Origin of the sequence: Pseudarthrobacter sp. J47, from assembly GCF_049810315.1 — a bacterium.
In the GTDB taxonomy this organism is placed as follows: Bacteria; Actinomycetota; Actinomycetes; order Actinomycetales; family Micrococcaceae; genus Arthrobacter.
Genome location: NZ_CP187358.1, coordinates 3793845 through 3818569 on the forward strand (window position 1 = coordinate 3793845; position 24725 = coordinate 3818569).

The window sequence follows — 24725 nt, forward strand, 5'->3', positions numbered from 1 at the left end:
GTGGATAACGTCCACCATCAAAAATCCCCATCCACTTCCACGCCGGGCTGTGGAGGAAAGGTCACACGCTGACCGCGCTTCAGCGGCGGCCAATGTTCGTGAAAGAATCGCCTCATGCCTGAAACTGCCGCCACAGCTGACACCCGCACGCCCTCCGGACGCCTGGCCCTCGCCGCCTCCCCGGAAAAGATCGCACTGGGACCCCTGGACGGCCGGTACCAGTCCGCCGTCGCACCGCTTGTTGACTACCTGTCCGAGGCCGCCCTGAACAGGGACCGCGTCGCCGTCGAAGTTGAGTGGCTCATCCACCTGACCAGCAACAACGTCCTCCCGGGCGCCGGCGCACTCAGCCCGGAGCAGCAGGATCAGCTGCGCGCCATCGTCACCGAATTCGACGCCGCGTCCGTGACGGAACTGGCCGAAATCGAGGCCGTTACCGTCCACGACGTCAAGGCCGTGGAGTACTACATCGGCCGCCGTCTGCCGGCCATCGGCATTGAGAACCTGACTGCCATGGTGCACTTCGGCTGCACCTCAGAGGACATCAACAACCTCTCCTACGCCCTGGGCGTCAAGGGTGCTGTGGAGGACGTGTGGCTGCCCGCGGCCCGCGCCCTGGTGGCCCAGATCAGCAAGATGGCAGAGGACAACCGCGCCGTCCCCATGCTGTCCCGCACGCACGGCCAGCCCGCCACGCCCACCACCCTGGGCAAGGAACTGGCCGTCATCGCGCACCGGCTCACCCGCCAGCTGGACCGGATCGCCAAGACCGAATACCTGGGCAAGATCAACGGCGCCACCGGAACCTACGCCGCGCACGTCGCCTCGGTGCCCGGCGCCGACTGGCAGCAGGTTTCCAAGTCCTTCGTCGAGGGCCTGGGACTGACCTGGAACCCGCTCACCACGCAGATCGAAAGCCATGACTGGCAGGCCGAACTGTACGCGGACGTTGCCCGTTTCAACCGCATCCTGCACAACGTCTGCACGGACATCTGGAGCTACATCTCCATCGGATACTTCGCGCAGATCCCTGTTGCGGGCGCCACCGGCTCCTCCACCATGCCGCACAAGGTGAACCCCATCCGCTTCGAAAACGCCGAAGCCAACCTGGAGATCTCCAACGGCCTGCTGGACACGTTGGGCGCCACGCTGGTCACCTCCCGCTGGCAGCGGGACCTTACCGATTCCTCCAGCCAGCGCAACATCGGCGTGGCATTCGGCCACTCACTGCTGGCCATCTCCAACGTTGCCAAGGGCCTGGACCGGCTGGACGTAGCTGAAGAGGTCCTGGCGCAGGACCTGGACACCAACTGGGAAGTCCTGGGCGAGGCCATCCAGATGGTCATGCGCGCCGAGGCGATTGCCGGCGTCGAGGGTATGGAAAACCCGTACGAGCGCCTGAAGGACCTCACCCGCGGACAGCGCGTGGACGCAGCCCGGATGCAGGAGTTCGTGCAGAGCCTGGGCCTTTCGCCCGAGGCCGAGGCCCGGCTCCTGGCCCTGACGCCCGGCAAGTACACGGGCATCGCGGACCAGCTGGTGGACCACCTCGCGTAGGGTGCGTCCCTGACGGGAACAATTAAGTACGACGGCGGCGCCGGGCTCCTCAGGGCCCGGCGCCTGTTGTTTCACTGGAGTGTGCCGGCCAGGGGCGAGGCCACCCGCCCCGTGCGAAACTGGACCCATGAGGCTGCTGCTGATCCGTCACGGACAAACTCCCGGCAACGTTCTTGGCCAGCTGGATACCGCCCATCCGGGCCCCGGGCTCACCGAGCTGGGCCAGCGCCAGGCGGAGGCGTTGCCCCGTTCGCTGGCCGGCGAGGACATTGCCGCCCTGTATGCCTCCACGCTGGTCCGGACCCAGGCTACGGCGGCTCCGCTGTCCAGGACCCTGGGGCTGGAGACGCAGGTCCTGGACGGGTTGCATGAGATCGAGGCGGGAGCCTTGGAGAAGCTGACCGATCACGAGTCACATGCCCGCTACCTGGGCACTGTGTTCGCGTGGACGGCCGGGGACCTGGACCGGCGGATGCCTGCAGGCCCCAACGGCCACGAGTTCTTCGAAAGGTTCGACGCCGCGATCGCCCGGATTGCCGCGGACGCCGCCGCAACCGGAAACGGGGCCACCGTTGCCGTGGTCAGCCACGGCGCCGCGATCCGCTGCTGGTCAGGCTTCCGGGCTGAAGGCGTTGACCACGATTTCGCGGTCCGGCACGTCCTGCTGAACACCGGCGTGGTGATCCTCGAGGGCGAACCGGATGCCGGCTGGCAGCTGGTTCACTGGGACGGCAGCCCCATTGGCGGCCTTGCGCTGGCTGACCCTACGGCCAAGGATCCCACCGGCCGGGAGGCCTGAGCGTCCAGCTGAAATCCGCAGGCGCACCGCCAGACGGGTGGCAGCTGGACGGGCCGGGGGCCACTTTCGAAGGTGTAGTTCACTACAAATTCGTTGCTCTTGCCAAGGGACTGCCGGACAAACTCCATGGGCGTTCCGCAGTGCACGGGGGCACCGCCTGCGCGGCTCGCGAAGCCCGCCAAAGAGTCCAGGCTTGCTGCTTCAGTGACCATGGTCATTGCACACTCCTACGCTTCATTGGGCATCTTTCAGACAGTAAGCATACATACTATTTGCCTGTGCACCACAAATTCCCAGAGCGCTAACCGGGTGGAAACACCGCCGTAACCGCGTAAATTTAGCCTTAACAGGCATACCCCTTCGGTGAATACAGCGAATCGAGGCAGCATGCAGACCAACCCGCGGCTCCACATCCGGCAGGTTCCCTGGTCCAACCCTGTGGGCGCAGACCTTCGCAAAGCCCAGCAGGCGGAACTGGATGCCCGCTTCGGTTCCGCGGACCACGAACCCGGCACGCCGCCGTCGGGCGCTGATTGTGCAGTGTTCCTGGTGGCCTACGAAAAGAGCTCCGGCCATCCCGTGGGCTGCGGCGGACTGCGGCTCCTGGACGGGACCACTGCGGAAATCAAGCGGCTGTACGTCATTCCCTACACCCGGGGCTCGGGTGTAGCCAGCTCCATCCTGGCCGCTTTGGAGGCCGAGGCGTACAAGCAGGGCATCACCCGGATCAAGGCGGAGGCCGGCTCCGCCCAGCCGGACGGGCAGACGTTCTACAAGCACTCAGGGTTCGAGGAAATCCCCGCTTTCGGCGCCTACGCGGACAGCCCGCAGTCCCGTTGCTACGCCAAAACCATCAACTCGCACAGTGCCGCGCACACAGCCATGGCGTAGCTAGGCCGGCCGCCGTGGGACATTCCGCCTGAGCCGCGCCAGGACGGCAGGGGAAACCACGACGGCGATCCCCACCGCAGCGCCGATCACCGTCTCCACGATCCGGTCCCGCAGGAGGCCGCCGGGTGAGGCCGGTGCCATCAGGAGAGTAGCGCTGAGGGCCAGCGGCGTGACGAACACCTGGGCCAGCAGGTACTGGCGGATGATGAACAGTTCAGCGCCGAACTGGCAAATTGCCATTATCAGCACCATTTGCCATGGTTCCAGCTCCACCAGCAGGATGCCGGCCAGGATTACCAGGCCCACCACAGTGCCCAGGATTCGCTGGATTCCGCGGCTGATCCGGTGCCGCGTGCTGTGCCCCACCAGCGGGACCACGGCCGCCACCATGGCCCAGTAGTTGTGGCCAAAGCCCAGCCGCTGCCCGGCCAGCGTGGCCAGGGTGCCTGCCAGGCCGGCGGCCACCACGTAGCCGGCCCCTTCCAGCCAGGCCGCCCGGCGCTCACCGTCGCTGTGCCGGATGGGAGGCGGGAGCCGCCACTCCGTCCTCCTGCTGGGCACCACCCGGGAGGAGAAGCCGATGACCAGGCACAGGAGCATGGTCAGTACGGAAACCAGCATGCCCTGCCAGAGCGGCGGCTGGTGGGGGATGGAGGCAATCGCGGCGAACGCGAAGATGTGGAAAAGGGACCCGGCCGGGCGGATCCGCCACAGCGAGATGGCCACCGAGCATGCACCGGCCACAACGGTGGTGGCGGCCACCACCAGCCAGACGTGCTGGTCCTCGGTCATTCCCCACGCGGGGCCGGTCCTGGCCGTGAGCGCACCGAGGAGGATGACCGCCAGCATCAGGCCACCGGCCCTCAACTGGGTGACCAGCCGCGCGCCGTGCTGCTCGCCGCGGCCATAAATCCCCGTGAACGCGCCGAACGAGGCAAAGACGGCAAGGTCCACGCGGCCCATCAACACCAGCGTGGTCAACGGGACGAACACCCCCACGGCGCAGCGAATGGCCGGGTGGTGGTCCTTGTTGCCCGGAGCCATGGTGAAGAGATCGGCGAGGACTTTCACGGGAACCTTTCGCGAGGCGGGCGGGGAAGGCGGCGGCGCTGGCGTCCTTCGGATTCTATGCCCGGCGCAGCGCTGGACGGCCGGAATGGCCTGCCAACGTGAGCAAGATCGTGACGCAGGGGCAATGGCGGCGTAACAGTCATCAGCCATCCTGAGTCCATGAGGACTCCCGCTCCCCCTACAGCCGACCTGCGCTGCGACGTCTGCGGCCAGCTCCCCGAACCCACCAAAACCCGGCTCACCGTAGCCAATGTGGCGGTGATGCTGCCGATCGAACTCATGGTCCACGCCCTGGTGGTGGGTGCTCCGCTGTCCTTGCCGGCCAAGGTCCTGCTGCTGACCCTGACCGCCACCATCCTGGTCATCTGGGTAGCCGAACCGTCCGCGTCCCGGCTGCTCCGGCGCTGGCTCCATGCTCCCGCGCTGCGGCACCGCAGGCAGTTGGGCACCGCGCCTGCTCTGTGGCGTGCCCGCACGGTCCTTCCGGACCAGCCCGGCTCCCTGCAGCGGGTCACCAGGTCCCTGGCCCGGCTGGACACGAACATCCTGGGCATCCACGTCCACCCCGTCCACGGCGGCGTAATGGACGAGTTCGTGCTGTCCGCGCCCGGCCACCTCACTGAGCAGGACCTGCTGGAAGCACTGTCCGACGGCGGCGGGGCTTGGGCTCCCAGGTCTGGCCCACCACTGAGCTGGCCATGGCAGACGGTCAGACCCGCGCGCTCAGCCTCGCCACGCGCGTAGCAGGCAACCCCGCTGAGCTGCCCCACGCCGTCGCCGAACTCCTGGGCGCGCGCATTGTCCAGTTTCCTGGCGGCCCGCGTGAGCCGGGGATCCGCCTGAAGATCCCCACCGCCTGGCACGGTCCGCTGACGTTCGAGCGGCCGGGTGAACCGTTCACCCTCGCCGAATCAGCCCGCGCGCACCGGCTGGCCGAGCTGGCCGAAACACTGGCCCACCGCCCAAGTAGCTGGCACACAACGTCGTGAAAACGCGTTTTGGGAACGTTAGCTGCTAGGCAGTTGGGGCGGGGGCCGCCATCCTGACTGCGAGCGCAGCCGGTTCCAGGGTCATGGTCACGTGCTTGTTGTCGCCCTCATGATCGCCGTCCAACTGGTAGTCCTCGGCGTGCTCCAGGCGGACTTCAACGGTTTTGCCCTGGTAGTACTCCACGGAGGAATCCTTGCCGCGGCCCTTGCCGATCATGCCGGCAATAACGTTGAACCAGCCAAGCCGTCCCCTGGGCGCCAGGACCACCACGTCCAGCAGGCCGTCGTCCACCTTGGCGTCCGGGAAGATCTCCACGCCGCCCTGGACCTTGCCGCAGTTCCCCACCATGACGCTGCGCACGCGCCGGTGGGCCACGTCCCGGCCGTCGATCGTGATGATCGCCTTCACCGGTTTGCCCGGCAGGTTCCGGATGCCGGCATCCACGTAGGCCAGCCAGCCCACCTTGTCCTTCAGGTCCTCGTCAGTGTCAGCCATGATGGTGGCGTCGTAGCCGAGCCCGGCCATCACCAGGAACACTTTTTCGTTGCCGTTGTTGGGAGGACCGTCCTGGACGGCACGGACGACGTCGATCCTGCGGTCGGTGCCCATCAGGGCTCCGGTGACGGCTGAGTCAATGTCCGTAACGTCCAGCCCCAGGTTCCGGGCCAGCAGGTTTCCGGTGCCCAGCGGGACCAGGCCCAGCGGGGTATCGGTGCCGGCGAGGGCCTCGGCCACGGCGCGGACCGTGCCGTCCCCACCGGCTGCAATGACGACGTCGGCCCCCTGCTCCAGTGCCTCTTTCGCCTGGCCCAGGCCGGGATCTTCCTTGGTGGTTTCCAGCCAGATCGGCTCACCCCAGCCGTTTTCCTCCGACTGCCGGGTGATGAGTTCGCGGACATCCACGTCGGTGGACTTGGCGGGGTTGATGATGATGGCGGCGCGCCTTGCTGCCGTGGATCCGGTCTCCGTCATGACGTTCCCTCGCTGCTGGTCGGTGGCCTGTGGCCCTGACTGTCACAGCGTAACCCGGGCGCCCGCTGTTGTGGACTGAACGTGGGCCGGGCCGGCGTCAGAGCCGGACCAGCGCCTGGACGGGTGCGTGGTCGCTGGGGTAGCGGCCCTCAAGGGTGAACGTGTTGATGGCTGCCTGCCGGACGTCGACGTCCGGCGTAGCCAGGATCCAGTCGATGCGCATGCCGCCCGGGACCGGGTCCTTGTAGTTGGGGAAGGTCCCGTAGGCGGGGGTGAGTTTCTGCGCTGCGGCGTCCCACGCGTCGTCGAACACTCCTGAACCCACCAGTGCATCGTAGGCGCCGGACGCGGCGGCGGGGGCGTTGAAGTCGCCGGTGAGGATAGTGGGCAGCCTGGGGCTGAAGCCTTCCATCAGCTCCATGATGGCCTCGGCGCTGCGGAGCCTGGCGTTCTCGGATTCGTGGTCGAAGTGCGTGTTCACCAGGATCAGTTCCTTGCCTGTGGACATATCCAGGAAGCGGCCCCACGTGACAATCCGGGTGACGGTGTTGCCCCACGTCGCGGAACCCGCGAGGTGGGGAGTGTCCGAAAGCCAGAACTGGTCCCACTCAATGACCTCAAGCCGCAGGGCGTCGTAGAAGATGGCCGAGTATTCGCCGTCCGTTCCGCCTTCACGCCCCTGGCCGATGTACCGGTAGTGCCCCGGCAGGGCGTCGCTGATGGCAGTGAGCTGGTGGAACATCGCTTCCTGGACCCCGACGGCGGTAGGCGCCTCACAGGCTAACAATTCCGTCAGTGCGGGGCAGCGTTCCGGCCAATAATCCGCCTGCCCCGGCAAAGTGGCCGTGCGGTCCAGGCGGATGTTGAAGCTCATAATGTGCAGGTCCGTGGGGTCGGCGGAGCCGATCATCGCGGCACCGGTGGGCGTCAGGGTCTGCGGGGTGGTCATTGAATAGGCTCCAGGCAGTTGGTCCGTACCTATCCATACTCACCACAAAAGTTGGCCCGGCGCCAACCCCTGGGTGAACCGGGCGCATCGGAAGGGTGAAAAAAGGGGTGCCGGATCGGCTTCCGGGGTTGGCCGTGCCGCGGAACGGAACAGCAGGCGGCGGCATCAAGGGCCAGTGCCTAACCTGAAAGGGAACCCGCAGGCGTGCCCTGCCCCTCAAGCAGTCCAGGAGCTGAACCGATGTCCGCAACAGCGCAGATACCCGCCTACACCACCGATGCTTTCTTCGGCCTCGAAGACAAATGGCTGGAAACGGCAGAGGGCGAACTCACCCACTATCACGACGTAGGCGAGGGCACCCCCGTCCTGTTCCTTCACGGCTCCGGCACCGGCGTCACCGCAGCGGCCAACTGGTGGCTGAACCTGCCGGAACTTTCCGAACAGGCCAGGTGCATTGCCATCGACTCCATTGGTTACGGGCAGTCCGTCGTGGCTGACGGAACGCAGTACGGCATTAAGGAATGGGTCCGCCATGCCGTCCGGGTGCTTGATGCGCTGGGCATCGAGAAGACGTGGATCGTGGGCAACTCCCTCGGCGGCTGGCTGGCCTTCCAATTCGCCGTCGACTTCCCGGAGCGCCTGCTGGGAATCGTCTCCATGGGTACCGGCGGAGCCAAGCTCACGGGCGCACTTGCCGGGCACAGCAAGCCGGACCTGTCCGAGGCCGGCATCCGCAAAACGCTGGAACTCTTTGTGGTGGACAAGTCACTTGTTACGGACGAACTGGTCTCCCTCCGCTACCAGGCTGCCCTGAACGACACGGCTTCGGACCGGCTGGCGGACGTCGTCGCCGCACGCGACCGCGACCGGACCGAACTGCCGCTGGACTTCGACGTCCTGGCCAAACTGGAGGTTCCTGTCCTGCTGATCCATGGCGTGCAGGACGTGGTCATCCCGGTAACCCGGACATGGGAACTCCTGAACGTGATTCCCACGGCTGACGCCCACATCTTCAGCCAGTGCGGACACTGGTCCCAGGTGGAACGGGCCAAGGACTTCAACGCAATCCTCAAGCAGTACCTCGCCTCCCACGGCGTCACCCGCTAGCCCGGGCACGCACGGCAGTTACAGATTCGGCCCGGCCGCACCCGATAACTCGGGAGCGGCCGGGCCGACTGTGTGTCCGGGGGAACTGCGTGTCCGGGGGTAGGCGCCTAGCGCATCGACTCAAGGATCGCGTCGAGGGTAGCCGGGGCGTGCTGCACCAGGCAGGCACCGGCCACGAAGCGGTCCGGGCGCAGGAAAACCAAGGGGGTTGGCCGCTCGTCGAACCACTTCTTGAGGACGCCGGTATGGTCCCCGAGGATCATCACGTCCCCGGTGGCACCCTGCTCGGCCCAGCCGCGTTGCGTTTCCGGGAGCACGCTGACCAGCTGGGCGCCCAGCTCCTTCAGCTTGACCAGCGATTCGGCCGGCAGGACGTCCTCCGGGTTGTTGCCCCACAGCAGTACCGTCCACCAGTTGCCGATTGCGTCGTCCAGCAGCACGTTGTCCCCGCCGCTGAAGTTCACCCGGGGCTGCGGAAATTGCAGGCCCACAGGTGACACCGTGTTCCTGGCCGTTTTCACCGCGATCAGCTTGCTGGTGATCCGCGGCGCCGCATGACCGGACTGCTGGGTGGTGGGATCGGCGAGGACCCCCGAGGTGTACCGCGGCATGGGTTTGAAGCGCATGTCCGTGAAGTAGCTCTTGACCTGCGGGACCAGGTTAAGGACTGCGGAGGCGGCGTCGCGCACCAGTACCGCCGCAGGGTTGGTCAGCTTGATCACCGAGCCCATGGTCAGGGACAGGTCCACCATGGCCTGCGCGTGTTCCTTACGCTCGGACGTGTAGGTGTCCAGGATCTTCTCCCCCGCTGTGCCTGACAGGATCGAGGCCAGCTTCCAGCCAAGATTCGTGGCATCGCGCATCCCGGAGTTCCAGCCCTGGCCCATCCAGACAGGCATCAGGTGTGCGGCATCGCCGGCTATCAACTGGCGCCCCTTGCGGAAGGAACCGGCCACCCGGCCGTGGTGGGTGAACACCCGACGGCGGATGTAGTCCAGGGTGGTGGGGTCCGGGACGTGGTCGCGGAGCATGTCGTTGACGAATTCAGGGTCCGTGACCTGTTCTTCGGTCTCGTCCGGATGAAGCATGAACTCGAAGCGGCGCACCGCGTGGGGAAGGCCGATCGAGACGTACGGCCGCTTGGGGTCCGCGCCGAGGAAAACGTTCGGGGTGCCCAGTGGATCGTTGTTGATGTCCACCACCAGCCAGCGGGTGGCCGGGGATTTCCCCTCGAAGGACACGCCCAGGCGTTTGCGTGTGGGCGACTTGCCGCCCTCGCAGCCCACCAGGTACTGGGCCCGGAAACTGCGTTCCACTGTTTCACCGGCGGAGGCGCCGCGTACGCGCGCGATGGCCGTCACGCCGTCGGAATCCTCCTCAACCTCTTCCACCTCGTGGCTGAACAGGACGCGGACGGAAGGGTAGCGGGACAGTCCTTCCAGCAGGACCTTGTCCACCTCCGGCTGGATGAAGCCGTGTTTGCGGTCCCAGCCGAATTCGAGCGTTTGCGGATTGTTTTCCAGGATGGTTTTCCCGGCGCCGTTCACCAGTCGCATGATGTGCTGGGGCGTGGTGTGCGGCAGCACGCGGGGCGCCAGGCCCACAGTCTGGATGGTCCGGAAGGACTCGTCGTCCAGCCCCACGCCCCGGGGGTAGTCAATGAGTTCGTCCCGGGCCTCCAGGACGGTCACCGAGCGGCCGTACATGCCAAGGATGTTGGCGAGCATCAGCCCGGCCGGTCCCGCGCCAATAATAAGAACTTCGCTGTCCATAGGGGTGTTCATGTTCCCATGCTGTCAGCGGTGTGACGGCGGCCACCAGCGATCGTTCCGGCAGGCGGCATGGAATCCGGCGGGGCTGCCCGCGGGGCCATCGGCCAATGACAACCGAGGTGCCGAAGCCCTGGGGTTGGACTTCATTTCAGGAGCGGAGGACACTTAAGGGGCGATCAGCGCAGATCGGCGCCTGACCGCTTCAGTGCGCAGCATAAGTTGGAGGAAATACCGTGGCAGCAAGCACCGCAGCCGGATCGCGGGACGATCGCGCCGCCGTCGATAAAGCCATGGCCCTCCTGGCCGCCTTCGGCAACGATGCCTTCACCGGCGTGGGAGTCAGTGAACTGGCCCGCCGGGCGGACATGTCCAAATCGACGGCCTTCCGGGTTCTTGGGATGCTGCAGCGCAGCGGTGCCGTGGACCGCGCCGGGAACGCGTACCGCCTGGGCAAGCTGATCCACAACCTCGGCGCCGGCCAGGAAACAGCAGCCAACGGCCGGATCCGGGACGCCCTCACCCCGCACCTCGCGGACCTCTACGTCCTCAGCCGGCAGACCGTCCACCTTGCAGTGCTCGACGGCGGCGACGTCGTCTACCTGAACAAGCTGTACGGCCACCTCCAGGTCCGCAGCCCCTCCCGGATTGGCGGCCGGGCACCGGCGTACTGCACAGGCGTGGGAAAGGTGCTGCTGGCCTATGATGACCGCGCCGCCGAACTGGTTCTGAAATCGGAACTCGCTGCCTGGACGCCCAAAACCATCACGGATCCCGCCAAGCTCCGGGCAGAACTGGAACAGGTCCGCGCCACCAACGTCGGCTTTGACCGTGAGGAAATCCTGCTGGGCCTCAACTGCATTGCCGCCCCCGTGATGGGACCGGACGGCAAGGCGGTGGCCGCGCTGTCCGTCTCCGGACCGGCCGGCCAGTTCGTCCCCGAATCGCAGGCCAACGCGCTGCGCAAAGTCTGCTTCGAAGCCAGCCGGACCATCGCCGCCGTGGCCGCGCAGCGCGAAAACCAGCTCAGGCTGATCCGCGGCGCCTGACCGTCCGCCAGGACCAGCCTCAGCTGGTGGGGACGTCATCCATGTAGCGCGACGTTTCCAGCACCCAGTCCGGTTCCGCTGCGAGCAGCGACAAGGACCTGCCCGGAATATCCACGTCCACCACAAAGCGGTACCCAGCGGCTTCGCCCCGGGCAATGGCGTTGAGGTCCCCTTCATCCACGGCCAGCACCAGGCGGCGGCAGCCGGGATCGGCAGCCATCACCCGTTCCGACACCAGCTGCAGGGCTTCCGGACCGGCATCGGCGTCGGGCGTCAGCAGGCGGTCCCGGGCACTGACAGGATAAGTTTCAGCCACGGCGGTGGCCACAACAAACTCCACCAGGACGGTCCCGGCCGGGACCCCGCCGTTGGTGACCTGGTAGCGGCGGGAGGTGCCGGCGTCGTCGTTGGGGACTTCCGCGGCCTGCCATGACTCCGGCAGCGGATCCGGCCATTTCAGCAGGTCAACCTCGTTCGCAGACATTCGATCACCCTTCCTGATTGGCCAGCTGGCGGATTGAATGTTTGTCCAGCTTGCCGGAGCCGTTGCGCGGAACGCTGTTCACCAGCACCAGCTTCTTGGGCAGCTTGTAGCGGGCCAGGTAGCTTGCGGAGAACTCGCGGACCTCCTCGATGGTGGGGATGGACTCGCCCCTGAAGCTCATCACAGCCACAACGGACTCGCCCCATTTGGGGTCTTCCACGCCTACAACAGCGACGTCCGTGACCCCCGGATACTCCATCAGGGCCCGCTCCACCTCAGCGGGATAGACGTTCTCGCCGCCCGTGATGATCATGTCCTTGAGCCGGTCCACAATGAAAAGGTAACCGTCCTCGTCTTTGTAGCCGATGTCTCCGGTGCGGAACCAGCCGTCTTCAAAAGCGGACTCCGTTGCGTCCGGATCGTTCCAGTAGCCGGGCGTGACGTTGGGCCCTTTCACCCACATCTCGCCACGCTCGCCGGGAGACTCAACGTCCCTGAGGGTAACGGGATCAACGATCCGGACCTCGGTATACGGCATGGGGATACCGCAGGAACCGGCCTTGACGTGCGTGAGTTCGGACGGCAGGTACGTGGCAAACGGCGAAGTCTCCGTCAGGCCCCAGGCCTGCTGGACGGCGACGCCTTCGCTCTCGTACTGCTTCAGGAGCACTGGCGGCACGGGCGCTCCGGCGCAGATCAGGGCACGAAGGCTGGAGATGTCATGCCTGCCGAACTCCTCTGTCTGCTGCATTGCGGACAGCTGTGCGGGAACCAGGAAGGCCTGGGACACCTGATACTGCTCAATGTCCTTCAGGGTCTGGCGGGGATCGAAGTTGCGGCGCACCACGTTGACGCCGCCGCGGACCATCACGCGGATGGTCAGGGCGTTCAGCGCCCCGATGTGGAACAGCGGGGCCACCGCCAGGTTGACGTCACCGCGGCGGGTATCCACCAGCGAGTCCACGTTGACCGAATTCCACCAAAGGTTGCCGTACGTAAGCTGCACGCCCTTCGGCTTTCCCGTGGTTCCCGAGGTGAACATCAGCACGGCCAGGTCCTCATCCGTTGCCGGTGCGACGTCCGGCAACTCAGTGTCCGAGCCCGCGGCGATGAACTGGCTCAAAGGCGTCCAGCGCGCGTCAATGGACTCCCGGGCAGGGATGGCCGGATCGTTGTCCACCAGGATCAGCCTGGTGGAGCCAAGGTCCGCGTCGATCGCTTCGATGACGTCCTGGTGGCACGGCTCAACCACCAGCACTGCCGGCGTGGACCGCTCCAGCAGGCCCTGGACCTCACGCGGGGCCAGCCGGAAGTTGAGCGGCTCGAAGACGGCCCCCACCCACCACGCGGACATCATGCTGACCAGGAAAGTACTGCTGTTCAGGCCGAGGTAGGCCACGCGGTCCCCGCGCTTGACGCCCGCAGCCGCCAGTGCCTTGGCCGCTTTACCCATCCGCTCCACAAGCGCGGCGTTGTTAAACTCCTGCCCTTCGTAGACCAGGGCGGGCTGGGCAGGGAAGAACCGGGCCTGGCGCAGGAAACCGGTGGCGGGGTTGATGTCCGGGCGGTTCACAGCGCATCACCACCGGCCGCGGTGTCGCCAAACCCGCGGACGCCAATACCGCCGTCGGCCGGGATGATGGCGCCCGTGATGTTGCCGGCATTTCGCCGGGAGGCGAGCAGGACGTAGGACGCCGTGTAGTCCCTGGGTTCCACCGAGGCATCGTGGAGGGGGATCAGCGGGTTGTTGCCAGTAATGGTGCTGCGCTTGAACGAATCGGCAATCGACCGGTCCTTCAGGCCGATGGATTCCGGACCGCGCAGGTCCGTGTTCATGCCTCCCACGGCCACTCCGTTGACGCGGACCTTCGGCGCAAGTTCGTAGGCCAGCTGGTTCACCAGGCCGCGGCAGGCGAACTTGGAAGCCGTGTAGACCGGGCCGCCGCCTGCCGTATACAGCGAGGAGTTGGACAACGTCATCACAACGGATCCGCGGCTCTTGACCAGCTCACGCCACGCAGCCTCGACGGTGAGCAAGTAGCCCTTGACGTTGATGGAGAAAAGCTCGTCGAACGCGTCGGAGAGCTCCCTGCCGTTGAGCCTGGTGACGGAGCGGTTGTAGTCCCAGATGCCGGCGTTGGGAACCAGGATGTCCAGCTTTCCAAAGCGGTCCGTAACCCGGCCCACGGCTTCGTGCAGCGCGTCTGTGTCCCGGACGTCCCCGGCGATGGCCAGCACGCGGTCCCCCGCGCCCATTTCCTCCGCCACAGCCTTGAGCTTGGTTTCGTCGCGGCCGAAGATAGCCACGGACGCGCCTTCGGCGAGGAAGCGTTCAGCAACGGCGCGGCCAATACCTGACCCGCCTCCGGTGACCAGGGCAACGTCGCCCTCCAGCCACCCCGCGGTCATGGTTCCGCTCATGTGTGCCTCTCTTGCCGGCGGAGAACGGGCAGGTGCCCGCCCGGCGGCGAGTTAGTTGGGAGTTTAGAAGAAAGTGCTGAGGTTCTTGGCCTGGAGTACGTTGGCGTCGAACAGGAGTTCGCGGCTGGAAATCCGGAAGCCGCCGTCGGGCTGGATCCTCAGGATGTCCGTGCGGCCGCCGGCGTAGATGTCCGTCTCGGTCTGGAGCCTGTTGCGGTACACCAGGAAGGCGGAGCGGACCTTGACCTCGTTGCCGCCAAGATGGCGCACAGTGACATTGGAGACGAGGTGGCGGGTGCGCGAGGGCGGATCCTCGGCCCAGGCCATGCCTGAGTCGTAGCGGCGGATGCGCCAGGCCAGCGATTCCTTCGTTTCATCGAAGTAGGCGGCCTCACCGCGGGATCCGATGGACAGTGCGGCCTGGCGGCGCAGCCGGTTGGTCCGCAACGGAGCCCAGTACGTCAGGTCCTCGTCGAAGATCTCCAGCCAGTCGGCGAACCGGCCGTCATCAAGGAGTTCGGCCTCGTAGAAGTAGAACTGCTGCACCCGGTAGGACAGTTCGGAGTCCGCGAGCTTGCCCTCGATCTCATCAACGGCCTCAGCCGCTGCCGAAACGACGATGTGTTCGGTCATGGTGTCACGCTTCCTTACGCTTTGGCCGCTGCCGGCTACCGTGCGAGTTTCTTGAGGTCTACCGCGGGGTCCGCCAGCTGCGCGGGGTCCACGGGGATCCGGCGGTCGATGATCCGCCGCGCCGCCCGCACTGCCAAACCACCGTCGACGGCGGCGCAGCCGGCCAGGAAACCGTCAGGATCCAGCCGGAACACCACCGAGGGCTCGCCGTCCTTTTCGCGGACGATCACCGTGCCCTCGCCCACCATGGAGCCAACGCCTTCAACGTGGACGCCGTGGCGGTCGGACCAGAACCAGCTGGCGCCGTGCTTGGGAAGTTCCTGCTCCAGGAGCGCGGCGGCTGCGGTTGCGCCGGTGTTCATGGCGTGTTCCCAGTGCTCGGCGCGGCGGAGCAGCGTGCCGTCCGCCAGGCGGATGCGGGAGCTGTCGCCTACGGCGTAGACCCTGGGGTGCGCGGTGCGCTGGGACTCGTCCACGATGGTTCCGTTGTCGGTTTCAAGTCCGGCCGATTCAGCGAGCGCCGTTTCCGGGACAATCCCGATGCCCACCAGCACGGCGTCGGCCGTGATCGTCTCGCCGGAGGCCAGCTCAATGTGGTGCTTGCCTTCAGCGTCGGCCGTGATGGCCGTGGGGGTTCCGGTGACGACGTCGATCCCGCGCTCCGGGTGCATCGCATGGAGCCGGTTGGCGAGCTCGTGCCCCACAGCGGGAACCAAAGGCGGATCCACCGGATCAATGAGGACGACGTCAGCACCGAACGGCAGTGCCGAGGACGCCACTTCAGCGCCGATAAGGCCGGCCCCGATGATCGCCAGGCGTGCACCGGGCTTCAGCATGGCGCGGAGCCGGTCCGCGTCTTCCTTGGTGCGCAGTTCCAGGACGGAATCCAGGTCACCGCCGGGGATGGGCAGGCGCCGGGCCGTACCGCCGGTGGCGAGCACAACACGGTCCGCCGTGACTTCCCGGCCGTCCTCCAGGACTACCGTGCCGGCGTCGGGCTTCAAGGATGCGGCCTTGCCGGTGACGATGGTGATGCCCTGGTCCTCGAACCAGTGGTCCGCAGCGAGCTGGATTTCCGTGTGGTCCCGCTTGCCCAGCAGGTAGTCCTTGCTGAGCGGTGGCCGGTCATAGGGGGCACCTGCGGGATCGATGATGGTGACGCCGCCGGTGAATCCGCGGCTGCGCAGTTCCTTGGCCACGGTGAAGCCAGCCATGCCGCCACCGACGATGGTGACCGAGTTGACCGTCATGGCTGTGCCTCCACGCCCACATTGGGGTACAGGAGGACCTCGCCGTCCTTGACCTCGATCTTGTGGGTGCGGGCGGCGATGGTTGCGGGCATGCACAGCGCCTCACCGGTCTTGAGGCAGAACCGTGCCGAGTGCACGGGGCATTCAACCTCCACGCCTTCGATCCAGCCGTCCGCCAGGGACGCGGTCTCGTGCGTGCAGTTGTCATTCAGGGCGTAGAAGTTGCCGTCTTCAGCGTGGAATACGGCGATGTCTTCCCCGGTGCCGTTCTCTTCAGCGGGAACAACCTTCGCCTCGCCCTCGTCGATGTCGTCGACGGTGCCGATGTTGATGGGTTCGCTCACAGTTAGCTCCTGGGGGTTTCGGTTGGTGTGGAGTTCTCATGCCAGGCGGGGGTGTTCATCAGTTCCGCCCAATGACGGTAGAAGGACCGGCCGGCCGCATCAGAGTACAGCTCGCTGGTCTGGCCCGGGTAAACGCCGTCTTCGCGTTCGCTGCCGATGCCCATCTGGAAGTTCAGGGGCACGCGGTTGGTCACAAAGCCGCCGGAGATGGCCTGGATTTCTGACCAGTTCTCCCCGTCGTCGGCTTCGAAGATTCCGGAAGGTCCAAAGGTGCGGAGGTTGTAGAGCCGCTGGGCATCCTTGACGTCGTCCGGCATGGATTTGTCCACCAGGATCCACGCCCACACTTCAATTTTATCCGGACCCTTGGGGTGCCAGACGCGGATTGAACCATTTACCGGAAGGTAGGAGAAGGAGGGGAACACTGTTGCGTGGCCGGTGGTCATGGGACCTTCGACGGCGGCATCACCCAGGCGTTCACGCAGGGCGTCGTAGTCGTAGTAGTCGTGCACTGCCTTCGCGTCGAACCGTGATTTGGGGTGCGTGGGGAAGCCGGCACCGTGACCGTTGGGGCTCAGGAACTGGCGGCCGGGCGTTTCGGCGATTTCCGGTTTGGGACCGCGGCCTGTGGGTGACATGACCATCAGGGCCGAGGCGTGGGACATGTTCACGTGGTACCAGTCCGTGGCGAACTGTTCTGCGGCGAGCTTCCAGTTACCTTCCAGCTCCCACTTCATCACACCGCCCATCACTTCGGTGCCTTCGGGATCGCGGTCCAGCATGGCGTCCATGTAGTAGCGCATGTCCCCAAGGGCTTCCTCGAGCGGCGGGGCCGTGGGGTCCCAGTTGCCAAAGATCAGGCCCTTGTAGACGGCCACGTTGGGAACGTCGATCAGGCCCCAGTCCTTCTTCTCGAAGTCCTCAGGGTAGGCCTTTTCATTGGGCACACTCTGCAGGGCGCCGGCCAGGTCGAAGGACCAGCCATGGTAGGAGCACGTGAACATCTTGGTGGCGCCGGCGTCCGCGCGGCACAGCCGGACCCCCCTGTGGCGGCACGCGTTCAGGTAGGCGCGGATGTTCTTGGACTTGTCCATGGTGACAATCACGGGATCTTCGCCCATAAACGTGGTGAAGAAGTCTCCCGGCTTGCTGAACTGGCTGGTGTGGGCCAGGAACAGCCAGCTGCGTGCGAAGATGCGCCGCATTTCCTGCTGGTAGATGCCGTGGTCCGAATAAATGGCCCGGTCTATCAGCCCGCCATCGGCGTCGATCAGCGGCGTGACATCCAGGTTGGACGTCATGGATGCCGGGCGGGGCATCTTGCCTATGGCCGGGTGCGCCGTGCTGGGGCAGGAGTCCGTGGTGCTCATGGTGTTGGCCCTTTGTGTGAGACGAGTACTGCTGTGCTTCCTCCATATGACACCAGTGGTCCACATCACGGCCAGCCAGCGTGCCGAACTCCGGAACGCCGCGGGCTGTCAACTCCGGGAGCTGCGGGAATCCGTTGCGCGACCGAAACCGTTGCGTGGAGGTCTTCTGCGGGAGGAAGCGTGCCGCCCTGCGGAACGTGGCATTGGTCACAGCAGCAGCGGCACCGCACGCTTCAAGGGATCTCTCCCGCATCCATCCGTTCGTTTCACCATCCCATGGAGCACGCAATGACGCATTCCCCAAGCACACCCGCTGCGGCCGGAGCCCAGAAAAAGGACACCAAGCGCGCGTTGGTTTCCAGCTTCCTCGGCTCCACCGTCGAGTACTACGACTTCCTCCTGTACGGCGCCGCTGCCGGCCTGGTCTTCCCCAAGCTGTTCTTCCCGGCGGACATGGACCCCGGCCTGGGCACGGCGCTTTCTTTCGTGATCCTGCTGGTGGGCTACGTCTCCCGGCCCATCGGCGGCATACTTTTTGGCCACTTCGGTGACAAGTTCGGCCGCAAGTCCATGCTCTTCATTACCCTGATGATGATGGGCGGTGTCTCGGTGGCAATCGGCCTCATGCCCACCTACCAGGCCATTGGCGTCGCGGCTCCACTGACGCTGGTGTTCCTCAGGCTGATCCAGGGCCTGGCAGTGGGCGGCGAGTGGGCGGGCGCAACGCTCATGGCAGCTGAACACGTCAAGGACAGGAACCGCGGTTTCGCGGCGTCCATTGCCGTGACCGGCGGTCCCACCGGTTCGGTCCTCGCCACCCTGATCCTGGGCCTGTTCGCCGGACTTCCGGATGAGGCCTTCCTCAGCTGGGGCTGGCGCATCCCCTTCCTGCTCTCCGCTGCCCTGGTGGTTATTGGCCTCTACCTGCGGTACCGGGTCAGCGAGTCCCCCGACTTTGAAAAGGCCCGCGCAGCCGGCGAGGTCCACACCGGCGTTCCGATCGTCCGCGTGCTGAAGAAGTACCCGCTGTCCACGGTCTTCGGAATCCTGGCCGCCGCCGGCCCGCTGTTTATGCAGGCCCTGCTGGCCGTATGGGCCGTCCCCTACGTTGCCGCCCAGGGGATCGTCCCCCGCCAGGACGCGCTGATGATGCTGACGGCCTCCTCAGTGGTGCATATTTTCGCCATCCCGTTCTTCGCCTGGCTCTCCGACATCTACGGCCGCCGCCCGGTGATGCTGGCCGGCGCGGCTGTATCGGTGGCGCTCATTTTCCCGATGTTCGCACTGTTCAACTCGGGCAGCTACTGGCTGGTTGCGCTGGCCTTTATGGTGGGCAACCCGATCATCCAGGCCTCCATGTACGGCCCCATCGGCGCCTTCCTGGCAGAAAAGTACCAGACCCAGGACCGCTACACAGGCGTCTCGCTCAGCTTCCAGATGGGCTCACTGGTTGGCGCCGGAACCGCTCCGCTGATGGCCACCATGCTGATGGGCCTGGGCAACGGCGGCGGAACCAACAACATCGCCTGGTACTTCATCGGGCTGATCGCCATCGCCGCATTGTCAGTCTTCCTGTCCAAGGAAACCAGGACCACCCGCAAACAGCAGGCCCTGGACGCACGCGAGGAATCCGAAGCCGTCGCAGGCTAAGCCCCTCCGCATCAGCCACCTGAACAGCGTTCCGCACACCGGCACCCGTCCTCCCCGGACGGGTGCCGGTGTGGTTAACCTGAGTCGGAACCCACTTCTGCACAAGCCCACTTCTGCATAGAGGAGCAACATCATGCCGCACCCCGCCTCCCTCGAGGAATTCACAGCGTTCGTTGACAAATTCGCGGCCAAGCGCGGCTTTGACGACATCGCCGCCACCCTCCAGCTGCAGCCGTACGCAGTCACTGAAGACAGCGTGAGCATGAGCATGCCGTTGCAGGAGTCCTACGCCCAGGCGTCAGGAATGTACTCAGCAGCCGCCCTGTTCGGCGCAGCGGACATCACCGGGACGCTGCTGGCCATGCAGAGCTACGCCGGCAGCGGGCAGTTTCCGCTGGCCGTGCAGTCCAACATCAACTTCCTCTCCAACTCCAAGGCCTCCCCTGCCGTCGCCACAGCGAAGATTCTCCGCGGCGGGAACACCGTCGCCGTAGCCGAGGTGGCCGTCGCTGACGCCGACGGCAAACAGCTGATTCACGCCACCTTCACGTACGCCATCAAGGACCGCGCGCTCGGCAGCAAGTAGCAAACATCTTGTGTCCCGCCCTACGGAACGCCGGACTGACTGATGGCCGGCGGCGGAGTGCAATAGATGAAGAGTCAAACCCCTAAAGGAGCGTCCGCTATGAACCAGGCACTGGTGTGCATGTCACACAGTCCCCTGCTGGAACACACCAATCCGCCGGAAGACGTCAAGGCCGCCGTCGAATCCTCCTTCGACCAGGTCCGTGCGTTCGTCAAGGACTTCGGCCCGGACCTGGTGGTCAATTTCGGCCCCGACCACTACAACGGATTCTTCTACGACCTCATGCCTCCGTTCTGCATCGGCTACGAGGCCCACGGCACCGGCGATTACGATTCCTTCGCGGGCACGCTGAACGTCCCCACGCCCATTGCCGAGCAGCTGGCCCAGTACGTGATCGACCAGGACATTGACACCGCAATCTCCCGCCAGATGGAGGTGGACCACGGCGCAGTGCAGCCCATGGAGCACATCTACGGAAGTGCCATCGGTTCCATGCCGGTGATCCCGGTCTTCATCAACTCGGTGGCCCCGCCGTTCTCGAAGGTGAGCCGGGTGCGCCGCTTTGGTGCCGCCGTCGGCGAATTCTTCAAGAACTCCGAACAGTACGCGGACAAGAAGGTGCTGTTCATCGGCTCCGGCGGCCTCTCCCACGACCCTCCCGTTCCCCAGATTGCAACAGCGACGCCGGAACAGCGGCAGTTCCTCACTGACGGCCGGCATCCCACCCCCGAAGCCCGCGAAGCGCGGCAGGCGAGGACCATTGCCACAGCTGAGGCTTTTGCCCGCGGTGAAGCGGACATCATGGAACTGAACCCCGAATGGGACCGCGGCTTCCTGGACGTCTGCAGGTCCGGCGACGTGGAACGGTTCGACTCCTACAACGCCGAGGAAATGAACGCAGTCGCCGGGCACTCCTCCCACGAAGTACGCACCTGGGTTGCCGCCTACTCGGCCCTGCGGGCGTGCGGCGAATACGACGTCACGTACGAGTTCTACAAACCCATCAAGGAATACATCGCCGGATTCGGCGTGACGACGGCGGTGCTGCGCTGATGAGCCAGACCACAACGGCCGCGGACCTCCAGTCCGCCGCAGATGAACTGATCAACGCCTACGCCACCAAGGTCCCTGTGGCACCGCTGCGGGACCGGATCCAGGGCATGACCGGCCAGGACGCCTACGCCATCCAGGAACTGCAGCTGCAGCACTTCCTGGCGGAAGGCCGCGTCCTCGCGGGCCGGAAGGTGGGGCTCACCTCGCTGGCGATCCAGCAGCAGCTGGGGGTGGATTCACCGGACTTCGGCTTCTTCTTCAAGGACATGGTCCACCTCGACGGCGCCAGCATTCCGGCGGGCGGCTTCCTCCAGCCCAAGGTGGAACCGGAGTTCGGCTTCGTCCTGAAGGAAACCCTCCAGGGCCCCGGAATAACCCGCGAGCAGGCCGCCGCAGCCATCGGCGCCATCTACCCCGCGATTGAAATCATCGACTCGCGGATCGCCAACTGGGACATCAAGCTCGTGGACACCGTGGCGGACAACGCCTCCTGCGGCGCCATTGCCGTGGGAACCACGCCGCTGGACGTCTCCGTGGACCAGCTGGCCGCAGTGGAATGCTCGCTGCTGATCAACGGCGAAATCCGCGAGCGCGGACTGGGTGAGGCCGTGATGGGTGACCCCGTGGCGCCACTGGCGTGGCTGGCCAACGTCCTGGGCGAACAGGACGTCGCCCTCGAAGCCGGGCAGCTGATCCTGCCAGGCTCCTTCACCAAGGCCCTTCCGGTCATTGCCGGAGAATCCGCCACCGCCGACTTCGGGCCCCTGGGCTCACTCACCATCAGCTTCGTCTGACCTCTCCCTGGCCCCTTCCCCCGGCGCGCCGGGCAGGGCTCCCACACTTTCCAGACCCCACTTACAAAGGACATTCACATGGCCAAGAAGACTGCCGCGATCGTCGGATCAGGCAACATCGGGACAGACCTGATGTTCAAGATCATGCGCCGGAGCACCAACCTCGAAGTGAAGTACATGATCGGCGTCGATCCTGCTTCTGACGGCCTTGCCCGCGCAGCACGCCTGGGACTGACCACCTCCGCCGAGGGCGTGGACTGGCTCCTGGCCCAGGAGGAGCTGCCGGACTTCGTGTTCGAATGCACCTCCGCCAAGGCCCACGCCATCAACGCCCCGAGGTACAAGGAAGCCGGCATCCACGCGATCGACCTGACGCCGGCCGCCGTCGGGCCCTATCTCTGCCCGGTGGTGAACCTGGACACCCTGGAGGACGTGATGAACGTCAACATGATCACGTGCGCCGGCCAGGCCACCACGCCGATCGTTGCGGCTGTGTCCTCAGTGGTGCCCGTGGACTACGCGGAGATCGTGGCGTCCATCGCCTCCAAGTCCGCCGGCCCCGGCACCCGCGCCAACGTGGACGAGTTCACCGAAACCACCTCCAAGGCCCTCGAAGTGATCGGCGGGGCCAAGCGCGGCAAGGCGATCATCATCATCAACCCGGTGGAACCGCCCATGATCATGCGCAACACCATCTACTGCTCCATTCCTGCCGAAGCGGCCGTACCCGGCGAACTTCAGGACAAGATCCGCGCGTCGATCGCCGAGGCAGTCACCGCCATCCAGGACTACGTGCCCGGATACTCGCTGCGTGTTGAGCCGCAGTTCGATTCCGCACGCGAGGACTGGGACGGCAACGGCCGCGTTGGCATCTGGGTCCAGGTGAAGGGCGCAGCCGACTACCTTCCCGAATATGCCGGCAACCTGGACATCATCACCGCTGCCGCCACCCGCACAGCCGACCTCCTCGCAGAACGCATGGATGCCGCCGCCACCCCTTCAGCCGTAGGAGCCTGACCATGACCACCACATCCCCGTCTTCCCCCACGGAGACCCTGAGCGTCCGCCTGACCGACACCACCCTGCGTGACGGCTCCCATGCCATGAGCCACCGCTTCACCGTGGACCATGTCCGCTCCGTAGTCCGGGCGCTGGACGATGCCCGCGTGGAGGTTATTGAGGTGACCCACGGCGACGGCCTGGGCGGCTCCAGCTTCAACTACGGCTTCTCCCTAACGCCCGAGCTGGACCTGGTCCGCGCCGCCGTGGAGGAAGCCCGGAACGCCAGGATTGCCGTGCTTATGCTCCCCGGCCTGGGCACCATCCACGACCTCAATGCCGCGCACGACGCCGGCGCGAGCGTTGCGCGCATCGCCACCCACTGCACCGAGGCGGACGTCTCCATCCAGCATTTCCAGCACGCCCGCAAGCTGGGGATGGAAACCGTCGGTTTCCTGATGCTCTCCCACCGCACGTCCCCGGAGAACCTCGCCAGCCAGGCCCGGATCATGGCGGACGCCGGCTGCCAGTGCGTCTATGTGGTGGACTCCGCGGGCGCGCTGATCCTGGACGACGTCACGGACCGCGTGTCCGCGCTGGTCGCGGAACTCGGCGCCGACGCGCAGGTGGGGTTCCACGGGCACCAGAACCTGAGTTTCGGCGTCGCAAATTCCGTCTATGCCGCCCGGGCAGGTGCCAAGCAGATCGACGGCACCCTCCTTGCCCTGGGGGCAGGCGCCGGCAACTCGCCCACCGAGGTCCTGGCCGCTGCGTTTGAGCGGCTCAACATCGCTACCGGCGTTGACGTCCATGGTGTGATGGCCGCTGCTGAAGACGTGGTGAAGCCGATCATTACGCGGATGCCCATCATGGACCGGGCGTCCATCATGCAGGGTTACGCAGGCGTGTATTCGTCCTTCCTCATCCACGCCGAACGCGCCGCGGACCGTTACGGCGTTCCCGCCTGGCAGATCCTCGAGGAAATCGGCCGGGCCGGTTACGTGGGCGGCCAGGAAGACATGATCGTGGATGTCGCCGTGCAGCTCGCGGCCGGCGCCAGGTAGCGGGACGGGCCATGGTTGTTCAGCGGTACGAGGTGGGCGTGGATGTCGAAAGCCTGGATGCGATCGACATGCACGTCCACCTCGAGGTGGATGCCGCCGGGCATCAGGCGCTTCCGGCTTCCCTGATGGAGGCCTCGGCCAAGTACTTCAAGTCCCAGGAACGGACGCCGTCCCTGGACCGGATCGCCGAGGTGTACCGCGGACTCAACATGGCCGCCGTGGTGTTCACCGTGGATGCCCGCACCCAGATGGGGCACCTCCCCAACAGTGTGGAGGAGCTGATCACCGGGGCGGCCCGGAACAATGATGTGCTCATCCCCTTCGGCAGCGTTGACCCCCGGACCGGGCAGCAGGCGATTGAGGCAGCCAACCACCAGGCCCTGGACCTGGGTGCCCGCGGCTTCAAATTCCACCCGAGCCTGCAGGGATTCGATCCCTCCAATGAGGCCTTTTATCCGCTCTGGGATACCTTGCAGGGCCTGGGCCTGCCTGCCATCTTCCACACCGGGCAAAACGGCATGGGTGCCGGCCTTCCCGGCGGCATGGGGATCAAACTGGCCTATTCCAATCCCATGTTGCTGGACTCCGTTGCCGCGGACTTCCCCGGACTGCAGATCATCATGGCCCACCCCTCGGTGCCGTGGCAGGACGAGGCGAACTCCATTGCCACGCACAAATCCAACGTGTTCATTGACCTTTCGGGCTGGTCACCAAAGTACTTCCCTGAGTCACTGGTGAGGATGTCCAACTCCGTGCTGCAGGACAAGGTGCTCTTTGGCACGGATTTCCCGCTGATCACTCCGGAAAAGTGGCTTGACGCTTTCGACGCCCTGCCGCTGAAGGACGAGGTGCGCCCCAAGATCCTCAAAGCCAACGCTGTACGGTTGCTGGGACTGGCAGGCAGCTGACGGGGTTCCCGCCGC

General features: G+C 65.7%; 23 protein-coding genes and 1 pseudogene. 13 read left to right on the forward strand and 11 right to left on the reverse strand.

Annotated elements, in window-relative coordinates:
* The first annotated feature begins 114 nt into the window (after nt 1–114).
* The 3 genes from purB (at nt 115) to ACPJW8_RS17480 (ending at nt 3247) form a co-directional block, all read left to right on the forward strand.
* Nucleotides 115–1557 carry an adenylosuccinate lyase gene (gene purB / locus ACPJW8_RS17470; RefSeq protein WP_330189071.1) on the forward strand — a complete coding sequence of 481 codons (1443 nt, stop codon included), beginning with the start codon at nt 115–117 and terminating at the stop codon, nt 1555–1557.
* A gap of 127 nt (nt 1558–1684) precedes the next feature.
* Complete coding sequence (locus tag ACPJW8_RS17475; protein WP_330189070.1) at nt 1685–2356, forward strand: histidine phosphatase family protein; 672 nt, start codon at nt 1685–1687, stop codon at nt 2354–2356.
* A 387-nt stretch (nt 2357–2743) separates the two neighbouring features.
* Entirely contained in the window at nt 2744–3247 is a 504-nt protein-coding gene (locus ACPJW8_RS17480; protein ID WP_330189069.1) for a GNAT family N-acetyltransferase, read from the forward strand.
* On the opposite strand, the gene ACPJW8_RS17485 is transcribed toward ACPJW8_RS17480, so the two are convergent.
* Nucleotides 3248–4318 (reverse strand): FUSC family protein, encoded by a 1071-nt coding sequence (locus ACPJW8_RS17485; RefSeq protein ID WP_330189068.1) that lies wholly within the window; start codon nt 4316–4318, stop codon nt 3248–3250.
* Between the two features lie 159 nt (nt 4319–4477).
* Between ACPJW8_RS17485 and ACPJW8_RS17490 the strand changes: the two are divergent.
* Nucleotides 4478–5307 (forward strand): annotated as a pseudogene (locus ACPJW8_RS17490) (ACT domain-containing protein).
* Nucleotides 5308–5332: 25 nt separating this feature from the next.
* Here the strand turns inward: ACPJW8_RS17490 and ACPJW8_RS17495 are convergent.
* Both ACPJW8_RS17495 and ACPJW8_RS17500 read right to left on the reverse strand, forming a co-directional pair.
* Nucleotides 5333–6280, reverse strand: coding sequence for a diacylglycerol/lipid kinase family protein (locus ACPJW8_RS17495; RefSeq protein WP_330189066.1), 948 nt, complete (start codon nt 6278–6280; stop codon nt 5333–5335).
* Nucleotides 6281–6377: 97 nt separating this feature from the next.
* A complete protein-coding gene (locus tag ACPJW8_RS17500; protein WP_330189065.1) occupies nt 6378–7229 on the reverse strand; it encodes an endonuclease/exonuclease/phosphatase family protein in 852 nt (283 codons plus the stop codon).
* 240 nt (nt 7230–7469) lie between these two features.
* Here ACPJW8_RS17500 and ACPJW8_RS17505 point away from each other — a divergent pair, with 240 nt between their 5' ends.
* Complete coding sequence (locus tag ACPJW8_RS17505) at nt 7470–8336, forward strand: alpha/beta fold hydrolase (RefSeq protein WP_330189064.1); 867 nt, start codon at nt 7470–7472, stop codon at nt 8334–8336.
* Between the two features lie 107 nt (nt 8337–8443).
* Here ACPJW8_RS17505 and ACPJW8_RS17510 read toward each other — a convergent pair whose 3' ends face one another.
* Nucleotides 8444–10120: a bifunctional 3-(3-hydroxy-phenyl)propionate/3-hydroxycinnamic acid hydroxylase gene (locus ACPJW8_RS17510; RefSeq protein WP_330189063.1), complete on the reverse strand. Its 1677-nt coding sequence runs from the start codon at nt 10118–10120 to the stop codon at nt 8444–8446.
* A gap of 221 nt (nt 10121–10341) precedes the next feature.
* Here ACPJW8_RS17510 and ACPJW8_RS17515 point away from each other — a divergent pair, with 221 nt between their 5' ends.
* Complete coding sequence (locus tag ACPJW8_RS17515; RefSeq protein ID WP_330189062.1) at nt 10342–11154, forward strand: IclR family transcriptional regulator; 813 nt, start codon at nt 10342–10344, stop codon at nt 11152–11154.
* A gap of 19 nt (nt 11155–11173) precedes the next feature.
* Here ACPJW8_RS17515 and ACPJW8_RS17520 read toward each other — a convergent pair whose 3' ends face one another.
* From ACPJW8_RS17520 to ACPJW8_RS17550, 7 genes are all read right to left on the reverse strand, one after another.
* The gene (locus ACPJW8_RS17520) at nt 11174–11638 is read right to left on the reverse strand and encodes a hypothetical protein (protein WP_330189061.1); all 465 of its coding nucleotides are present in this window, start codon (nt 11636–11638) and stop codon (nt 11174–11176) included.
* A 4-nt stretch (nt 11639–11642) separates the two neighbouring features.
* Nucleotides 11643–13211: a long-chain fatty acid--CoA ligase gene (locus tag ACPJW8_RS17525; RefSeq protein WP_330189060.1), complete on the reverse strand. Its 1569-nt coding sequence runs from the start codon at nt 13209–13211 to the stop codon at nt 11643–11645.
* Nucleotides 13208–14059: a 3-(cis-5,6-dihydroxycyclohexa-1,3-dien-1-yl)propanoate dehydrogenase gene (gene hcaB / locus ACPJW8_RS17530; protein WP_330189059.1), complete on the reverse strand. Its 852-nt coding sequence runs from the start codon at nt 14057–14059 to the stop codon at nt 13208–13210. The genes ACPJW8_RS17525 and hcaB overlap by 4 nt, the downstream gene beginning before the upstream one ends.
* Before the next feature lie 63 nt (nt 14060–14122).
* A complete protein-coding gene (locus tag ACPJW8_RS17535) occupies nt 14123–14692 on the reverse strand; it encodes an aromatic-ring-hydroxylating dioxygenase subunit beta (protein WP_330189058.1) in 570 nt (189 codons plus the stop codon).
* A 35-nt stretch (nt 14693–14727) separates the two neighbouring features.
* A complete protein-coding gene (locus ACPJW8_RS17540; RefSeq protein WP_330189057.1) occupies nt 14728–15942 on the reverse strand; it encodes an NAD(P)/FAD-dependent oxidoreductase in 1215 nt (404 codons plus the stop codon).
* Nucleotides 15939–16286 (reverse strand): bifunctional 3-phenylpropionate/cinnamic acid dioxygenase ferredoxin subunit, encoded by a 348-nt coding sequence (locus tag ACPJW8_RS17545; protein WP_330189056.1) that lies wholly within the window; start codon nt 16284–16286, stop codon nt 15939–15941. The genes ACPJW8_RS17540 and ACPJW8_RS17545 overlap by 4 nt, the downstream gene beginning before the upstream one ends.
* 2 nt (nt 16287–16288) lie before the next feature.
* Nucleotides 16289–17656 carry an aromatic ring-hydroxylating dioxygenase subunit alpha gene (locus tag ACPJW8_RS17550; RefSeq protein WP_330189055.1) on the reverse strand — a complete coding sequence of 456 codons (1368 nt, stop codon included), beginning with the start codon at nt 17654–17656 and terminating at the stop codon, nt 16289–16291.
* 288 nt (nt 17657–17944) lie between these two features.
* Between ACPJW8_RS17550 and ACPJW8_RS17555 the strand changes: the two genes are divergently transcribed.
* From ACPJW8_RS17555 to ACPJW8_RS17585, 7 genes are all read left to right on the forward strand, one after another.
* Nucleotides 17945–19306, forward strand: coding sequence for an MFS transporter (locus ACPJW8_RS17555; protein WP_330189054.1), 1362 nt, complete (start codon nt 17945–17947; stop codon nt 19304–19306).
* 133 nt (nt 19307–19439) lie between these two features.
* The gene (locus ACPJW8_RS17560; RefSeq protein ID WP_330189053.1) at nt 19440–19892 is read left to right on the forward strand and encodes a PaaI family thioesterase; all 453 of its coding nucleotides are present in this window, start codon (nt 19440–19442) and stop codon (nt 19890–19892) included.
* A gap of 99 nt (nt 19893–19991) precedes the next feature.
* A complete protein-coding gene (locus tag ACPJW8_RS17565; protein WP_330189052.1) occupies nt 19992–20945 on the forward strand; it encodes a 3-carboxyethylcatechol 2,3-dioxygenase in 954 nt (317 codons plus the stop codon).
* A complete protein-coding gene (locus ACPJW8_RS17570; protein ID WP_330189051.1) occupies nt 20945–21739 on the forward strand; it encodes a 2-keto-4-pentenoate hydratase in 795 nt (264 codons plus the stop codon). Before ACPJW8_RS17565 ends, ACPJW8_RS17570 begins: the two co-directional genes overlap by 1 nt.
* A 78-nt stretch (nt 21740–21817) precedes the next feature.
* Nucleotides 21818–22756: an acetaldehyde dehydrogenase (acetylating) gene (locus tag ACPJW8_RS17575; RefSeq protein ID WP_330189050.1), complete on the forward strand. Its 939-nt coding sequence runs from the start codon at nt 21818–21820 to the stop codon at nt 22754–22756.
* A 2-nt stretch (nt 22757–22758) separates the two neighbouring features.
* Nucleotides 22759–23802, forward strand: a complete 1044-nt coding sequence (gene dmpG, locus ACPJW8_RS17580; RefSeq protein WP_330189049.1) for a 4-hydroxy-2-oxovalerate aldolase — start codon at nt 22759–22761, stop codon at nt 23800–23802.
* 11 nt (nt 23803–23813) lie between these two features.
* On the forward strand, nt 23814–24710 hold the full coding sequence (locus ACPJW8_RS17585) for an amidohydrolase family protein (RefSeq protein ID WP_330189048.1): 897 nt from the start codon (nt 23814–23816) through the stop codon (nt 24708–24710).
* Nucleotides 24711–24725 lie beyond the last annotated feature (15 nt).

Bases quoted from the DNA above. Each gene is read 5' to 3' on its own strand.
- ACPJW8_RS17480 (WP_330189069.1), top strand. From the start codon at position 2,744: ATGCAGACCAACCCGCGGCTCCACATCCGGCAGGTTCCCTGGTCCAAC.
- purB (WP_330189071.1), top strand. From the start codon at position 115: ATGCCTGAAACTGCCGCCACAGCTGACACCCGCACGCCCTCCGGACGC.
- hcaB (WP_330189059.1), bottom strand. From the start codon at position 14,059: ATGAGCGGAACCATGACCGCGGGGTGGCTGGAGGGCGACGTTGCCCTG.
- ACPJW8_RS17475 (WP_330189070.1), top strand. From the start codon at position 1,685: ATGAGGCTGCTGCTGATCCGTCACGGACAAACTCCCGGCAACGTTCTT.
- ACPJW8_RS17495 (WP_330189066.1), bottom strand. From the start codon at position 6,280: ATGACGGAGACCGGATCCACGGCAGCAAGGCGCGCCGCCATCATCATC.
- ACPJW8_RS17550 (WP_330189055.1), bottom strand. From the start codon at position 17,656: ATGAGCACCACGGACTCCTGCCCCAGCACGGCGCACCCGGCCATAGGC.
- dmpG (WP_330189049.1), top strand. From the start codon at position 22,759: ATGACCACCACATCCCCGTCTTCCCCCACGGAGACCCTGAGCGTCCGC.
- ACPJW8_RS17535 (WP_330189058.1), bottom strand. From the start codon at position 14,692: ATGACCGAACACATCGTCGTTTCGGCAGCGGCTGAGGCCGTTGATGAG.
- ACPJW8_RS17510 (WP_330189063.1), bottom strand. From the start codon at position 10,120: ATGAACACCCCTATGGACAGCGAAGTTCTTATTATTGGCGCGGGACCG.
- ACPJW8_RS17585 (WP_330189048.1), top strand. From the start codon at position 23,814: ATGGTTGTTCAGCGGTACGAGGTGGGCGTGGATGTCGAAAGCCTGGAT.
- ACPJW8_RS17540 (WP_330189057.1), bottom strand. From the start codon at position 15,942: ATGACGGTCAACTCGGTCACCATCGTCGGTGGCGGCATGGCTGGCTTC.
- ACPJW8_RS17520 (WP_330189061.1), bottom strand. From the start codon at position 11,638: ATGTCTGCGAACGAGGTTGACCTGCTGAAATGGCCGGATCCGCTGCCG.
- ACPJW8_RS17555 (WP_330189054.1), top strand. From the start codon at position 17,945: ATGACGCATTCCCCAAGCACACCCGCTGCGGCCGGAGCCCAGAAAAAG.
- ACPJW8_RS17575 (WP_330189050.1), top strand. From the start codon at position 21,818: ATGGCCAAGAAGACTGCCGCGATCGTCGGATCAGGCAACATCGGGACA.
- ACPJW8_RS17500 (WP_330189065.1), bottom strand. From the start codon at position 7,229: ATGACCACCCCGCAGACCCTGACGCCCACCGGTGCCGCGATGATCGGC.
- ACPJW8_RS17560 (WP_330189053.1), top strand. From the start codon at position 19,440: ATGCCGCACCCCGCCTCCCTCGAGGAATTCACAGCGTTCGTTGACAAA.
- ACPJW8_RS17570 (WP_330189051.1), top strand. From the start codon at position 20,945: ATGAGCCAGACCACAACGGCCGCGGACCTCCAGTCCGCCGCAGATGAA.
- ACPJW8_RS17565 (WP_330189052.1), top strand. From the start codon at position 19,992: ATGAACCAGGCACTGGTGTGCATGTCACACAGTCCCCTGCTGGAACAC.
- ACPJW8_RS17505 (WP_330189064.1), top strand. From the start codon at position 7,470: ATGTCCGCAACAGCGCAGATACCCGCCTACACCACCGATGCTTTCTTC.